Here is a 14,678-nt window from a genome sequence, read left to right as displayed (position 1 = left end):
TGCAAGGTCAAGATAGACGTCCAGACGGATAGGTGTTTTTGTTTGGTGATTTTGTCTGTGTGAATAAATCCGTCAAATATTCTGATTTATCCAATATTTCCGTTTATATGTCGAGGTGGTGTGGCGGCGCAGAGTGAGCTTTTCAAAGCGGGCGCGGGCTGGTAAAACGGTCTCTTTCCATAATAAAGAGATGAGAGGGTGGAGATGGACAATCCGATCCGTGTGGCCGTGATGGGCTGTAATGGTCGTATGGGCAAGGTGCTGCTGGAGGCCATTACTCATGCCGATGGCGTGGTGGTCGGGGCAGCGCTGGAGCGGCCGGGCTCTGCGGTGATCGGTCTCGATGCCGGTGAGCTCAACGGGCTGGGCCATCTGGGGGTGGCGATCAGCGACAGTCTCGACAAGGTGCGCGATGAGTTTGATCTTATCATCGACTTCACCCGCCCCGAGGTGACGCTGGCCAACCTGGCTTTTGCGCTGGCCCACCACAAGCAGATGGTGATCGGTACCACCGGCTTTGACGAGGCAGGCAAGGCCGCCCTGAAAGAGGCAGGCAAGCAGATCGGTATCGTGTTCGCCTCCAACTACTCGGTCGGGGTCAACCTGGTGTTCAAGCTGCTGGAGCAGGCCGCCAAGGTGATGGGGGACTACACCGATATCGAGATCATCGAAGGCCACCATCGCCATAAGGTGGATGCGCCGTCTGGCACCGCGCTCTCCATGGGCGAAGTGGTCGCCAAAACGCTGGGCCGGGATCTCAAGGAGTGTGCAGTCTATGGCCGCGAAGGGATCACTGGCGAGCGGGATCGCAACACTATCGGCTTTGCCACCATCCGCGCCGGTGATCTGGTGGGGGAGCACACCGTCATGTTTGCCGACATCGGCGAGCGGGTGGAGATCAGCCACAAGGCCTCCAGCCGCCTGACCTTCGCCAACGGTGCGGTGCGGGCTGGCAAGTGGCTTGGCCAGCAGAGTGCCGGTCTTTATGACATGCAGGATGTGCTTAATCTGAAGTGATGCCTCTGTGCGGCACGCTTGTGCGACTGGTACCCAGTGAAGAACCCCGGCTTGCCGGGGTTTTTGCTGCCTGCCATCCAGAGTGTGTGAAAAATAAGGCTCTTCCGCTGTTTTATCTCTGAATGCCTCATAAATCGCATTATTGATTTATCCTCCAGATTTTTCCTTTCTGAATGTCATCGCCAGGTAAAGGATTTGAGCATCTTTATGGCTGATGCAGCCATTTTTTTACACATCACGAAAAAGATTAAAAATTCAAACGAAGAAAAACGTTTTCTATTTTTCTTGTTCAATCTTGTCACCGAAAAGAAGTCGGATTCATCATTAATCATTTTTATTTTAAAAATAATTGCATTGTTTTTATTGGTTTTTTTGTTGTTTTTTGTCGCTATTACGGGCTTGGTGGTGTCTTTTGGTAGTGGTTTTTCCTTTTCTTTCGTGAGAGGGGGTTGCAAAGCAATGGAGTGCATAGATAATGGGTAATGTTGCTTGTTTATTGAATTTAGATGCATTTCATCTGAGAAAAGACGTTGAAATGCCACTTTTTTTAAGTAGAATGCGCCCAATTTGCCAGAAATCTGCCGGGTTCGAGTCCTGTCCAAGACCGGAACCGAGCCCGCAACACCCAGGTAAATTGCTGAATTTAAAGCTAAATAACTGGAGGTTGTCTTGAATCACACTGCATTGCTAGTGCTGGAAGATGGAACTGTGTTCAAAGGCGTGTCGATAGGCGCCGAGGGATGTTCCGTTGGTGAAGTGGTTTTCAATACGTCGATGACGGGCTATCAGGAAATCCTCACCGATCCCTCTTATTCCCGTCAGATAGTCACCCTCACTTACCCCCATATAGGCAACACCGGCACCAACAGCGAAGATGAAGAGTCCAGTCAAATCCACGCTCAGGGATTGATCATCCGGGACCTTCCGATACTTGCCTCCAATTTCCGCAATCAGCAATCCCTCTCCGAATACCTCAAGTCTCACAACATCGTTGGCATCGCCGACATCGACACCCGTAAACTGACCCGCATCCTGCGCGAGAAAGGCGCCCAGGCTGGCTGCATTCTGGCGGGCAAGCAGATAGATGAAGGGTTCGCCCTCGAGCAGGCTCGCGCCTTCCCCGGTCTGAAGGGGATGGACTTGGCCAAAGAGGTGACGGTTGGTGAGGCGTACAACTGGACCGAAGGGAGCTGGCAGCTTGGCAAGGGGCACGTCACCCCGGATGCCGACCAGCTCAAATACCACGTGGTGGCCTATGACTTTGGCGTCAAGCGCAACATCCTGCGGATGCTGGTTGACCGTGGCTGCCGCCTGACTGTGGTACCGGCCAAGACACCGGCCGCCGAAGTTCTGGCGATGAACCCGGATGGCATCTTCCTCTCCAACGGCCCCGGCGACCCCGAGCCCTGCGACTACGCCATCGAGGCCATCAAGGCTTTCCTCAATACCAACACGCCGGTATTCGGCATCTGTCTGGGCCACCAGCTGCTGGGTCTGGCCTCCGGTGCCAAGACTGTCAAGATGAAGTTTGGCCACCACGGTGCCAACCACCCGGTGAAGAGCCTCGATGAAAACACCGTGATGATCACTGCCCAGAACCACGGTTTTGCGGTAGACGAGAACAGCCTGCCGGATTGCCTGCGCGCCACCCACGTCTCCCTGTTCGACGGGTCGCTGCAAGGCATCCATCGCACCGACCGTCCGGCCTTCAGCTTCCAGGGTCACCCCGAAGCGAGCCCGGGCCCGCACGATTGTGCCGGTCTCTTTGACCACTTTATTGAATTGATCAAGCAGTATCGCGCTTAAGAGGAAAAGAGAAGCCATGCCAAAACGTAACGACCTTCAGAGCATCCTGATCCTCGGCGCCGGCCCCATCGTCATCGGCCAGGCCTGCGAATTTGACTACTCCGGCGCCCAGGCGTGCAAAGCCCTGCGCGAGGAGGGCTACCGCGTCATTCTGGTGAACTCCAACCCTGCCACCATCATGACCGACCCGGAGATGGCGGACGCCACCTACATCGAGCCCATTACCTGGGAAGTGGTGCGCGAAATCATCAAGAAAGAGCGCCCGGACGCCATCCTGCCCACCATGGGCGGCCAGACCGCACTGAACTGCGCACTGGATCTGGAGAAGCACGGCGTGCTGGCCGAGTTCGGTGTCGAGATGATCGGCGCCACTGCCGATGCCATCGACAAGGCCGAAGATCGCCGTCGCTTTGACATCGCCATGAAGAGCATCGGCCTCGAGTGCCCGCGCGCCGGTATCGCCCACAACATGGAAGAGGCGTGGGGCGTGCAGCAGATGGTCGGTTTCCCCTGCATCATCCGTCCCTCCTTTACCATGGGCGGCTCGGGCGGCGGCATCGCCTACAACACCGAAGAGTTCGTCGAGATCTGCGAGCGCGGTCTGGACTTGTCGCCGACCAAAGAGCTGCTCATCGATGAGTCGCTGATCGGCTGGAAAGAGTACGAGATGGAGGTGGTGCGGGATCGCAACGACAACTGCATCATCGTCTGCGCCATCGAAAACTTCGACCCCATGGGTATCCACACCGGTGACTCCATCACGGTCGCGCCAGCCCAGACGCTGACCGACAAGGAGTACCAGCTGATGCGCAACGCCTCCATGGCGGTGCTGCGCGAGATCGGCGTCGAGACCGGCGGCTCCAACGTCCAGTTCGGTATCAACCCGAAAGATGGCCGCATGGTCATCATCGAGATGAACCCGCGGGTGTCGCGCTCTTCTGCGCTGGCCTCCAAGGCGACCGGCTTCCCCATCGCCAAGATCGCGGCCAAGCTCGCCATCGGTTACACCCTCGACGAGCTGATGAACGACATCACCGGCGGTCGCACTCCGGCCTCCTTCGAGCCGGCCATCGACTACGTGGTCACCAAGGTGCCGCGCTTCAACTTCGAGAAGTTCGCCGGAGCCAACGACCGCCTGACCACCCAGATGAAATCGGTCGGTGAAGTGATGGCCATTGGCCGCAACTTCCAGGAGTCTTTGCACAAGGCGCTGCGCAGCCTCGAGACCGGCAAAACCGGCTTCGACCCCATGGTTGACCTCAATGCCCCGGACTCCCTGACCCGCATTCGTCACGAGCTGCAGGACGCCGGCTGCGACCGGATCTGGTACATCGCCGATGCATTCCGCGCCGGTCTCTCCATGGATGGCATCTTCAAGCTGACCAAGATTGACCCCTGGTTCCTGGTGCAAATTGAAGATCTGGTGAAGCTGGAAGAAGAGGTGAAAGAGCGCGGCATGGCCGGTCTCGATGCCGACTTCCTGCGCGCCCTCAAGCGCAAAGGCTTTGCAGATGCGCGTCTGGCCAAAATTCTCGGTGTGGCCGAAGGGGAAGTGCGCAAACTGCGCGCCCGCCACAACATCTTCCCGGTCTACAAGCGGGTCGATACCTGCGCCGCCGAGTTCGCTACCAACACCGCCTACATGTACTCCAGCTATGACGAGGAGTGCGAAGCGGTGCCGAGCAACCGCGACAAGATCATGATCATCGGCGGCGGCCCGAACCGTATCGGTCAGGGTATCGAGTTCGACTACTGCTGCGTCCACGCGGCGTTGGCCCTGCGCGAAGACGGTTACGAGACCATCATGGTCAACTGCAACCCCGAGACCGTCTCCACCGATTACGACACCTCGGATCGCCTCTACTTCGAGCCGGTGACCCTGGAAGATGTGCTCGAAATCGTGCGCATCGAAAAACCCAAGGGTGTCATCGTCCAGTACGGTGGCCAGACCCCGCTGAAACTGGCCCGCGCATTGGAAGCCAACGGCGTGCCGATCATCGGCACCAGCCCGGATGCCATCGACCGCGCCGAAGACCGCGAGCGCTTCCAGTCTGCCGTTGAGCGCCTCGGCCTCAAGCAACCGGAAAATGGCACCGTCACCGCGCTGGAGCAGGCGGTGCTGACCGCCGAGCGGATCACCTACCCGCTGGTGGTGCGCCCCTCCTACGTGCTGGGTGGCCGCGCCATGGAGATCGTCTATGACGAGACCGACCTGCGTCGCTACTTCGCCGAGGCGGTGAGCGTCTCCAACGAATCGCCGGTGCTGCTGGACCGCTTCCTGGACGATGCCACCGAGCTGGATGTGGATGCCATCTGCGACGGTACCGATGTGGTTATCGGCGGCATCATGGAGCACATCGAGCAGGCCGGTATCCACTCCGGTGACTCCGGTTGCTCCCTGCCGCCCTATACCTTGTCCAAGAAAATTCAGGACGAGATCCGCGAGCAAGTGCGCAAGCTGGCACTGGAGCTCGGTGTTATCGGCCTGATGAACGTGCAGTTTGCGGTCAAAGGCGATGATATCTACCTCATCGAAGTGAACCCGCGTGCCGCCCGTACCGTGCCGTTCGTTTCCAAGGCGACCGGTGCGCCGCTGGCCAAGATTGCCGCCCGCGTGATGGCCGGTCAGTCGCTGCAACAACAGGGCTTCACCAAAGAGATCATCCCGCCCTACTACTCGGTGAAAGAGGTGGTACTGCCGTTCGCCAAGTTCCCGGGGGTTGACCCGCTGTTGGGGCCAGAGATGCGCTCTACCGGTGAGGTAATGGGTGTGGGCAGCAGCTTTGCCGAGGCCTATGCCAAGGCGCAGCTGGGTGCCAACCACGCCGTACCGAAAGAGGGGCGCGCCCTGCTGTCGGTGCGTCACAGTGACAAGGCGCAAGTAGTCGACTTGGCTGCCAAGCTGCTGGAGCTGGGCTACGAGCTGGATGCCACTCACGGCACCGCAGTCGCACTGGGCGAGGCGAGCATCAACCCGCGTCTGGTCAACAAGGTGCACGAAGGTCGTCCGCACATTCTCGACCGTATCAAGAATGGCGAGTACACCTACATCGTCAACACCGCCGAAGGGCGGGTAGCGATCCAGGACTCCAAGCAGCTGCGTCGCGCCGCCTTGCAGAACAAAGTGGCTTATACAACCACCATGAATGAGGCGTTTGCCACCTGCATGGCCATCAGCGTGGATGCCACCGCCAACGTCAACTCGGTGCAAGAGCTGCACCAGAAGGTGAAAAACCGCTAAGCGGTTTGCCGCGGGCATCCGCCCGACTCGCCAGACGATCAACCCCCGCCAGCGATGGCGGGGGTTTCTTTTTATCTGCAGCTGACAATTTGGTTCGGGATGAGTGAGTCATTGAGAACGGTGATGAGTGCTGCATCGCAGACAGCGGATGGCGCGTGAGGTGGCAAAAGCAGACAAGGGGAGGGGATGCCGAGAGCGCGGGTTTCAACTGCAGCAGCCAATCCTCTACAATGGCGCCACTTTGCTTGTCAGTGCAGTGCCAGAGTCACTGCCTGTAGGGCCTACAAAAAATGGACATGCTTATGACCGCTTTGCCTTCCTGTCGTCTTCTCGCCTTCTGCTCTGCCTTGCTGCTGGCCGGTTGTGCCAGCGATCCTGCTTCTGCCCCTACGCCGAGCGACGCAACGGGCACCACCACTCCAGCCCCAAAAGTGACACCACCCGCCATGCAGCCGCGCAAACCGGCGGACATGAAGAGCCGCATCGTGAGGTTTTTGCCCCGCCATGTGGTCGACAAACAGGGGTGGGCCAACGACGTGGTGACGGCGCTCACCACCCAGGGGGTGACGGTCAATGATCACAACGTCTGTACCGTGCTGGCGGTGGCGGAGCAGGAGGCGACCTATCAGGCCGACCCCGTGGTGCCGGGCCTTGGCAAGATCGCCTGGAAAGAGATCAACTCACGGGCGGCCAAGCTGCTGATCCCCGAGTTTATGGTGCGGGCCGCGCTCTCCATCAACTCGCCGACCGGCAAGAGCTACGCCGAGCGGATCGACAAGTTGCGAACCGAGCGGGAGATGAGCGAAATTTTCGAAGACATGATCAGCATGCTGCCGATGGGCAAGACGCTGTTTGGCAACATGAATCCGGTGCATACCGGTGGCCCGATGCAGGTGAGCATCGCCTTTGCCGAGGCCAATGCCCGTGGCTACCCCTATCCCATCAAGGATTCCATTCGCCACGAAGTCTTTACCCGTCGCGGCGGCATCTGGTTTGGTACCAAGCATATCTTCGGCTATGAGGCGGAGTACCCCGATACCCTCTACCGGTTTGCCGACTTCAATGCCGGCTGGTACGCCAGCCGCAACGCCGCCTTTCAGGCCGCTGTCAGCCGTTTGAGTGGCAAAACCCTGGCGCTGGACGGAGACCTTATCCGCTATGACTCCGATCTGCCGGGTAACACCGAACTGGCCGTCTACACCCTCGCCAACCGGGTCAATATGAGCAAACAGGCGATCCACCAGAGCCTCAAACTTGGCGATACCGCCGACTTTGCCGAGACCGATCTTTACCATCGCATCTTTACCCTGGCCGACAAGCAAGCTGGCAAGCGGCAGCCCCGCGCCATCCTGCCCGGCATTGTGCTAAAGAGCCCGAAAATCACCCGCAACCTCACCACCGCCTGGTTTGCCAAGCGGGTGGATGACAGGGAACAACGCTGCGTGCGGCAGATGGCGACTATTAGGTAGGGCTGGGTTTACCATGCGGGTTGCCATTGTTAATGACAACCCGCAGACATGCTTAATAGACTCTCCAACGGAAGCCTTTAGCTTGCATGCAATCAGTGATGACTTCGTTTTTTTCTTCAGCAGAAATATCGTTAAGACGTATCTCATATTTGCATTGAGATAATGCAGTGAGGGTATCGTCATCTGTAACGCCTTCTTTTTTCCATGTCGGTTGTGGTGGTGATGCACAGGATGTCATTAGCATGCTGATGCTGGCCACTGCTGCTAATACCGACATTTTCTTGATGTTCATTAATCAACTCCCTTTGAATAGATGTGTTTTGGTTTGTGAATGTGAATATGGGTGAAAATTTTATGGCTCGGGTCGTACTTTAAGTCGGCATGTTTATTGGTGTGGTGTAATTCCCCGACATGTTGGATATCCACTGCATCCCCAAAACTGATTGCCTTTGTTATCCCCCCGTTTGGCGGTACGCAATACCATCTGGTTGCCGCATCTAAATAACTGATCCCAATAGTGCTACACCTTCGCTGTGCCATAGCCATTCCCCGGGAAAGGAGACACCGTATCCATGAAGTGTTTCACTCGGGCCAGCAGGCTGGCCATTCCTCTACATTGATGATTGCGCGTGATGGTTTCATGTAACTTGTGCCACAGCCGTTCTATGTGATTGACCCAAGGACAGTAAACTGGCTGGAATACCAGGCAGAACTTGGGATTCTTCTTCAACCATCGCTCGGTCTGTTTGCTTTTGTGAATGATGTAGTTATCGAGGATCAGCGTGATGGTTTTGGCTCGTCGGTAGTGGCGACGCAGCTTTTCCAGCATGGCGATAAACAGGGATGAGTTTTTCTTTATCCCACTGACGTAAAGCACTCTTCCGTTGCCTGCATGGAGAGCGCCTGCCAGGTAATGTTTCGCGTTCTGTCCCGGTGTGACAATCCGCCTTTGCTGCGCTCTGAACATCCAGTCGGCCCCTAATTTGGGATTGAGGTCTATATCGACTTCATCCTCATAAAACACCGGATTATCGGCATCACAGCGGGCCAGTGCCGCGTCGATATCCGCCATTTTCTCCTGATAGGCCGGGTCTTTTATCCGCAAGGTCGGCACGGGCCTTCGCCAGACAATGCCCATACGCGGTAACCATCGGCGGAGCGTGGAGGCTGCCATATTGAGGCCTGTTAACCGATTGATTTTGATAGCCAATAGTTCGGTACACCAGCGGCTGCGCTGATAACCAAAATCTTGCGGAGAAAACTGCATGAGCAGCACCAGTAAGGTGACAATCTTGGCGACAGGTAAGACCGGGGCACGGCCAGCCGGTAAGGCTTCTAGCGCCCCCACACCTTCATCCCGATACCACCGAAGCCAACGGCCGATGGTCGAGCGAGCCGCGCCGGTAAGGTGATGAACATCAGTGATCGTGCGGCCTTCATGTAACAGCAAGATGGCCATCAAGCGACGAGCATGCCCTTTATCACGCGTGGCATGGATGATTTTGTGAATGCGGCGCCGTTGTGGTCGTGGCAGGGGTGGTAGGATAGGCATCAACTCAGTCCTTTGGGTGTGGCTTGTTTTGTTTGGCGACTAATGAGATCGCACAAACTGGACTGAGTTCCCTTCCTCCAGTGATCTACTATTCGGAACAGCTATTTAGGGCATAGCGGATTTGGCTTGGTGAGCGATTCGGTGATGGTTGGCGCGGCGTTCACCACCTGATTGACGACAGGCATCGCAGCTACGGATAAAGGCGGCTGGGGAACCTCGCTGTGACGTGCTTTTAACTGCGCCACATGCTGTTTATGGGTTTGTCAATTGGCGGCCAGTCGTCCCCGCTGGATGGTGTCGATCACCCGAGTGACCTCGGCAGGGGTCAACACTGGTGTGGTCTTGCCCTTGATATAGCGAATAAGTCCGCGGTTCATCACGTTATCCGGCATGGGGGTTTTAAAGGTGCAGTCGCCAATAAAGTAGATGATCGAGTGGAGCTGATGATCCGCCAGCCCGAGCAGGGATTTGAGCGTCATCAGGTGCAGATAGTTTTGGCGCAGTGGGTTTTGAAAGGTATGCCTGCGGCGATAGAGCTGCTGGGTCCAGCTTTTGTGGGCCGGATTGCCAAATATCCACCCCTTGATGTTTTTGGTCTCGATCACAAACAGCCCGAAGCGCGAGACGATCACCTGGTCGATCTGAGTAGTGCCCTGCGGGGTTGGCAGCGTCACATTCTTGAGCAGGTGGTACTCCCGCTTGTCGAGAAAAAGCCGGATGCCCAAATTGATAAATCTCTCCCCGATCATCCCCTTGAACCAGGGCGTTTTGATCAGGGTGACAATCAACAGCAGGGGCAGCAGATACCAGAGCTGGCCCAGCAGAACCGTAATAACGGGTGTGAAGTCCATTTCAACTCGCTTTGGAACGGGGGCGTAGGGTGCCAAATTGAGCCATTCTACCCATTCCATCAAAAGGAATATGTGATTGATTGCACTAACTGTGACGCGGCTCGAGTTTGCCGGGAGAAGATGGCCGCAGGATTGCGGCCATGGGTCAACGGGGGAGTTATAACCAACCTTCGGCCAGATAAATCAGCTTGAGCTGGCTGGGGGCACCGCACACCTTGAGGGCATCCAGCTGGGGTTGGCTGAGGTCGGGGCTCTTATCCAGATAGACAGTGCGATTGTCGAACTCGAGGGGCACCTTGTAAGTCAGCTCATGGTTGAGGTCGCTGCTCTCTCCTTTGTCGAGCAGACGCACGGCGTGTAGTAGCCAGGTGTAATCCTCTGCCAACAACTTCTCGAACACCTCATGACTGAGTTTGAGCTCGGTGGTTGGGGCGTTTGCTTGTTTGTCACCCGGCAACAGGTGTTCATGGGCCGGTGAGCCGAGCTGGGCTTTGAGGGTCAATCTGGCTTGTTCCATCTCTTTGATCGCCACCGGCGTATTGACCCCGAGCAGGCTCTCGTCGGCCTTTGGCCCAAGATAGGTGAGCAGGGCGCGCACCGCGGCCCCGTCCAGCATGCTGAAACTGAAGTTCCCTTTGGTATTGCAGATTTCAAGGCGCGGTAATACGGGCAAAAGCTGGTTCCCTTGTGGCATCGTGCTGGCCTGCTGATTGATCAGGTAGGCGGCGCCCATCTTGGTTGCGGCAGGCAGCCCCGTCATCAACACCGTATCTGCTATTGTGGGCAAGGCTTTGGCCGCGATGCTTGCCACGCCGGTTGTCGCACCTCTAATGCCGAAGTTGCCGAGACCAGAGAGGGCGACCCCCAAGGTGACGCTGGTTGCCCCTTCAATGGCGGCTTTGTCATGGCCCTGACTCAATGTCTGCTGGCTTAGTCTGGCGAGTCGACTGGTGCGACCGGGCAGTTCTCCGATCTGGGCAACCTGATGATGGTGGTTCAGCCGGTCGCTGTGTTTTGCTACTTGATAAAATTCCCGTCCGGCGGCAATGAAAGTGCCTATCCCGGGCAACAGTAGGCTGATGGCGATATTGACGCCAGTGGTACTGGTAAAATCTATGATTTTATTTTTCAGCTCCTTGCCCAGCCCATCCATCTTGCCTGGGTATTGCTGCTCCAGGCAGACCTGTAGCCTCGGATCCTGGCTGATCTGGTCAAACAGCTGCTTGAGTTGACCATAACTGGTGGGATCGGCCTTGAGATCTGCCAGTAGGGCGGTGACTTCCATCATCGTCTCCCGAGTCAAAGGTTCGCCCCGGTAAGCAGCCGGACTCAACAGTGAGAAGGCTTGTAGAGCGATCTCTTGAGGGGCTGCATTTTTCAGCGCCTCTTTAAGATCGAGGTGGGTCTTGATGTTCTCCTGCTTGACACGGCTGGTGGTGCTGTGCAGCAGATGCTTGTTGAGCAGTTCATATTTGTGGCCTCGGTGGAACAGGGGGGCGGCATTTACGTCCCCCCGTTTGCTGAGAAGCCGGGTATCGTCCGGCGCGGCATGAGTGATGAAACTGGCAAGATCGGGAACGGGTGCACCTGTGATAGAGCTGGTTTTCATGGGGTCTCCTAGATGCGAATGGCATCGTGCTGTGACGGAAGTGTACTGTTCAGGGCCAGTTGCTCTGGCAGCAGGGCAAATCGGGATTGCCACTCGAGGGCCTGTCGGGTCAGCTGCGTCAGCCATTCGGCCAGATCCTGCGGTGTGAGAGTGGCGAGGGGGCGCAACCCGAACAGCACCAGCTGGCAGCCATCAGGAGCCAGAGCCAGGGTGTGTCCCGGCGCATCGGTTGTGCTGTAGTTGGCGCGAGCGAGCAGCTCGAGGCTCTGTTGACGAAGGATTCCCGTTGCAGCCAGCAAGCCGATGGAGGCTCTCAGCATCAGGGCCGGTTCGTGTTGGAGGGAATAAGCGAGCAGTGAGAGGGGGAGTTTATCGTCGATCAGCAGCTGGCAACCCCCCTCGTCATCGAGTTGCAGCGGGGGAAAGCCATGTTGTTCGCTAAAGGCATCGAGTAATGTTTGCTGGTGGATCATGAGGCCACTCCTTATTGGTTATGACCCTATTGAAAACCTTCCTTGTTCAGACCGCTGTCATTGCTGACCGGTTTTTTATCAACAAGCGGACGGGATGTGGCGAGACGGGAGCCAGATCCGGTGTTGGTCAGTTGCACAAGAGCTCCTGACAGGGTTTGGTGTCTGGCAAGGCATGTGTGGGGGGGCAATCGAACAGGCACTGGTCGTTGCCAGCACAGGGCAAATCAGCCGTTACTCACAGCCTGTATGACCACTACGACATCAAAAATCGGTGTACGATGATTTTGCTGTGGCAAAGTTGTTGCCAAACAGACAGCTTGTTCTTTGCCAGATATCACTGCGCAGGGGGAAAGCTGGGGGAAATACGGAATGGCTGTAGGCTAATGCATAAAACGACCGTCAATGTGGACGTGGTTATCGGGATTGTCGCGGCTATATATCGGAAAAGTGCCCGGTTTTGCCGGGCGTGAAACGACAGCTTAAAAACTCATGGCCAACCCGATGGAATAACCGTTGGTGTTGTGGCTGAACATATAGCGGGCGACCAGACGGGTCCGGCTGACGATGATGTCGTATTTGCTGCTGTCGATCTCCAGCCCCAGACCAAGGGAGTTGAGGGAGTTGAACCCGAGCAGGCCGCGCTGCTCGCCGAGGTATTCGGTGCGCGCCCCCTCCATCACATAGCGCAGCGGGCGATCGAGCAGGGTCCAGTCAAACACCGGGGCCCGGCGGCGCAGATAGAGGCCGAGGTTCTCCGCCTCGGCGCTGCCGCGCACGCTTTGCGTGGTGTTGCCAAAGCTCTGCAGGTGCTGGTAGGAGTAACGCAATTCGGCATCGATATCCTGGGTCTTGGAGAAGAGCTCGTAGTCGAGCATCACCGAGCCCCCCAGCCCGTACATATTGAGCTGACCGTTATCGAGAAAATCCAGCGAGTAGCCCTTGGTGCGATCCAGCAGCCAGTTGCCGATCCGCAGATCGCTGGCCATGGTGCCCAGCGAGACGTTGGCGATGGGGCGTAGTACCCAGTGACCGCCACGCGGGTCTTCATGAATAGCGATATCCCAGCCGACGCCGCCCGAGGCGGTCACACTGTTCCATTTGGTCGGGATGGTGCGGCTATCGGTGCCGTTGCTCACCACAAACTGGGGATCGTAGCGGCTAAAACCGATCGCCCCTTCCAGATAGATGGGCACGGCCTCGCTCATGGTGGCACCGCCGCCGATCTGGGTCAGGTTGAGGGCGGCGGATTGATCGGTGCCGCTGCCGATATCCAGGTTACTTGCGGTGATGTCGGGCACCACGGTGAAGGTCATCAGCGAGAGCACCGCATTGGCACGATCCTGTGCCCACTCCTGCTCTTGTGTCGCGGCATGTACGGCGCTGCCGGATAGCGCCAGCAGCATCGGTAACAACATCAGCAATAAAGAGGATAAAGGTCGGAGCATGCGCGTGGTTCCCGATAAGCGGCCTCTGGCTGTTCTGGCTTTACTGTAGCGAGCTTCCCGTTGGTTGGCACGGGGTAAATGTGGCCAATGAGAGCCGATTGTTGCTGGCTGCCAACGGGGCAAGCTTTTGCCACACACACGGCAGCGCTTTGCAGTTTGTCGCTAAAGCTTGGCGCCTTGCCGCCGATATCTCTTGTGAGATCGTGTGGAGGGCAGGCAATTGAACGCTTGGTTGTTGGGGTTGGTCAGCATATCCGTGAGTATGCAGTTACAGGCTGGGGTCACCGAATTTGGTGCCGGTCTGGATCAATCCGTCTGGCGTTTGACCTCTGATACCCAGATTGAGTGTCGCCTCGAACACCCCATTCCCAACTGGGGAACGGGGGCCTTTGTCAGCCGCGCCGGGCGCAAGATCAACCTCGACTTCGAGCTCAAGGGCAAGCGGCCGCAGGCCCAGACCCAGACGGTGAGCCTTGGCATCATGCCGCCGGTATGGCGCCCGGGGATTGCCGGGCGAGAAGTGAGCCAGCTGCGCTTCTATCAGCAGTTCGATGGTCTGGTGGAGGGGCAAACCGCCTGGACCATGCTCGACGAGCTGGAGGGGGGGCGGATGCCGACCTTCCAGTATCGGGACTGGTATCGCCAGAACCGTGCGGTGCGTGTGTCGCTCTCGTCAGTCAATTTTCGGGTCAAATATCAGGCCTTTATCGACTGTCTGAGCGGACTGTTGCCCTACAGCTTCAACGATATAGCCTTTAGCGTGCTCACCTACGACAAGAACAGCGATCAGCTCTCCATCGCCTCCAAACGACGGCTGGCGATGATCAGCGAGTTTATCAAGGCGGACAAGAGCATCGACGTGGTGGTGATCGACGCCTACAGCGACAGCTACGGCGGCCGCTGGCCGAACCAGAAGCTCTCCGAGAAGCGGGCCGATGCCATCAAGAAGGTGTTTGTCGATCTGGGGCTGGAACCCGGCAAGATCTCGGTGGAAGGGCACGGCGAGAAGCAGCATGTCTCCTCCAATGAAACCGAGCAGGGTCGTGCCAAGAACCGGCGGGTGGTGATCAGCATGGGGCGCAACGGCGAGATCTAGCGCAGTCCCCGGCAGAGAGGCATAAAAAAGAGCGCATCTGCGTAATGCCGATCAGTTAAGGATCCATTGACCGATCCTCCTGATGTGTAAAAATCCGAAACCTGTTGATTGGTTTCGGA

General features: G+C 57.2%; 11 protein-coding genes and 2 pseudogenes. 6 read left to right on the top strand and 7 right to left on the bottom strand.

Annotation, left to right across the window (positions count from 1 at the left end; all coding sequences use genetic code 11):
- Window positions 1-204: 204 nt before the first annotated feature.
- The 5 genes from dapB to PG888_RS11920 all read left to right on the top strand — a co-directional run bounded on the left by dapB (window position 205) and on the right by PG888_RS11920 (window position 7,533).
- Window positions 205-1,017 (top strand): 4-hydroxy-tetrahydrodipicolinate reductase, encoded by an 813-nt coding sequence (gene dapB / locus PG888_RS11940; RefSeq protein ID WP_182937768.1) that lies wholly within the window; start codon window positions 205-207, stop codon window positions 1,015-1,017.
- 207 nt (window positions 1,018-1,224) lie between these two features.
- On the top strand, window positions 1,225-1,500 hold the full coding sequence (locus PG888_RS11935; RefSeq protein WP_182937767.1) for a hypothetical protein: 276 nt from the start codon (window positions 1,225-1,227) through the stop codon (window positions 1,498-1,500).
- Window positions 1,501-1,686: 186 nt separating this feature from the next.
- The gene (gene carA / locus PG888_RS11930) at window positions 1,687-2,823 is read left to right on the top strand and encodes a glutamine-hydrolyzing carbamoyl-phosphate synthase small subunit (protein ID WP_182937766.1); all 1,137 of its coding nucleotides are present in this window, start codon (window positions 1,687-1,689) and stop codon (window positions 2,821-2,823) included.
- A gap of 16 nt (window positions 2,824-2,839) precedes the next feature.
- Window positions 2,840-6,064, top strand: a complete 3,225-nt coding sequence (carB, locus tag PG888_RS11925; protein ID WP_182937765.1) for a carbamoyl-phosphate synthase large subunit — start codon at window positions 2,840-2,842, stop codon at window positions 6,062-6,064.
- A 302-nt stretch (window positions 6,065-6,366) separates the two neighbouring features.
- A complete protein-coding gene (locus tag PG888_RS11920; RefSeq protein WP_182937764.1) occupies window positions 6,367-7,533 on the top strand; it encodes a DUF1615 domain-containing protein in 1,167 nt (388 codons plus the stop codon).
- Between the two features lie 52 nt (window positions 7,534-7,585).
- Here PG888_RS11920 and PG888_RS11915 read toward each other — a convergent pair whose 3' ends face one another.
- The 7 genes and pseudogenes from PG888_RS11915 to PG888_RS11885 all read right to left on the bottom strand — a co-directional run bounded on the left by PG888_RS11915 (window position 7,586) and on the right by PG888_RS11885 (window position 13,463).
- Window positions 7,586-7,825: a hypothetical protein gene (locus tag PG888_RS11915; protein ID WP_075113096.1), complete on the bottom strand. Its 240-nt coding sequence runs from the start codon at window positions 7,823-7,825 to the stop codon at window positions 7,586-7,588.
- Window positions 7,826-7,918: 93 nt separating this feature from the next.
- Window positions 7,919-8,032, bottom strand: a pseudogene (locus PG888_RS11910) (topoisomerase DNA-binding C4 zinc finger domain-containing protein); the annotation flags it as partial.
- A gap of 21 nt (window positions 8,033-8,053) precedes the next feature.
- Window positions 8,054-9,085 carry an IS630 family transposase gene (locus PG888_RS11905; protein ID WP_182937763.1) on the bottom strand — a complete coding sequence of 344 codons (1,032 nt, stop codon included), beginning with the start codon at window positions 9,083-9,085 and terminating at the stop codon, window positions 8,054-8,056.
- Window positions 9,086-9,351: 266 nt separating this feature from the next.
- Window positions 9,352-9,936, bottom strand: a pseudogene (locus PG888_RS11900) (nuclease-related domain-containing protein); the annotation flags it as partial.
- Between the two features lie 157 nt (window positions 9,937-10,093).
- A complete protein-coding gene (locus PG888_RS11895; RefSeq protein WP_182937762.1) occupies window positions 10,094-11,545 on the bottom strand; it encodes a CesT family type III secretion system chaperone in 1,452 nt (483 codons plus the stop codon).
- Window positions 11,546-11,553: 8 nt separating this feature from the next.
- Complete coding sequence (locus PG888_RS11890; RefSeq protein WP_182937761.1) at window positions 11,554-12,018, bottom strand: type III secretion system chaperone; 465 nt, start codon at window positions 12,016-12,018, stop codon at window positions 11,554-11,556.
- Between the two features lie 479 nt (window positions 12,019-12,497).
- A complete protein-coding gene (locus PG888_RS11885; RefSeq protein WP_058054044.1) occupies window positions 12,498-13,463 on the bottom strand; it encodes an autotransporter domain-containing protein in 966 nt (321 codons plus the stop codon).
- Between the two features lie 220 nt (window positions 13,464-13,683).
- Between PG888_RS11885 and PG888_RS11880 the strand changes: the two genes are divergently transcribed.
- Window positions 13,684-14,559 (top strand): flagellar protein MotY, encoded by an 876-nt coding sequence (locus tag PG888_RS11880; protein WP_175566093.1) that lies wholly within the window; start codon window positions 13,684-13,686, stop codon window positions 14,557-14,559.
- Window positions 14,560-14,678: the final 119 nt, after the last annotated feature.

Origin of the sequence: Aeromonas sp. QDB23, assembly GCF_027707745.1 — a bacterium.
Taxonomy (GTDB): domain Bacteria; phylum Pseudomonadota; class Gammaproteobacteria; order Enterobacterales; family Aeromonadaceae; genus Aeromonas; species Aeromonas allosaccharophila.
The sequence above is the reverse complement of the archived record's forward strand: the minus strand, read 5'-3'. Positions and strand labels throughout refer to the sequence as shown.

Bases quoted from the DNA above. Each gene is read 5' to 3' on its own strand.
- dapB (WP_182937768.1), top strand. From the start codon at position 205: ATGGACAATCCGATCCGTGTGGCCGTGATGGGCTGTAATGGTCGTATG.
- PG888_RS11935 (WP_182937767.1), top strand. From the start codon at position 1,225: ATGGCTGATGCAGCCATTTTTTTACACATCACGAAAAAGATTAAAAAT.
- carB (WP_182937765.1), top strand. From the start codon at position 2,840: ATGCCAAAACGTAACGACCTTCAGAGCATCCTGATCCTCGGCGCCGGC.
- PG888_RS11920 (WP_182937764.1), top strand. From the start codon at position 6,367: ATGACCGCTTTGCCTTCCTGTCGTCTTCTCGCCTTCTGCTCTGCCTTG.
- PG888_RS11915 (WP_075113096.1), bottom strand. From the start codon at position 7,825: ATGAACATCAAGAAAATGTCGGTATTAGCAGCAGTGGCCAGCATCAGC.
- PG888_RS11905 (WP_182937763.1), bottom strand. From the start codon at position 9,085: ATGCCTATCCTACCACCCCTGCCACGACCACAACGGCGCCGCATTCAC.
- PG888_RS11895 (WP_182937762.1), bottom strand. From the start codon at position 11,545: ATGAAAACCAGCTCTATCACAGGTGCACCCGTTCCCGATCTTGCCAGT.
- PG888_RS11890 (WP_182937761.1), bottom strand. From the start codon at position 12,018: ATGATCCACCAGCAAACATTACTCGATGCCTTTAGCGAACAACATGGC.
- PG888_RS11885 (WP_058054044.1), bottom strand. From the start codon at position 13,463: ATGCTCCGACCTTTATCCTCTTTATTGCTGATGTTGTTACCGATGCTG.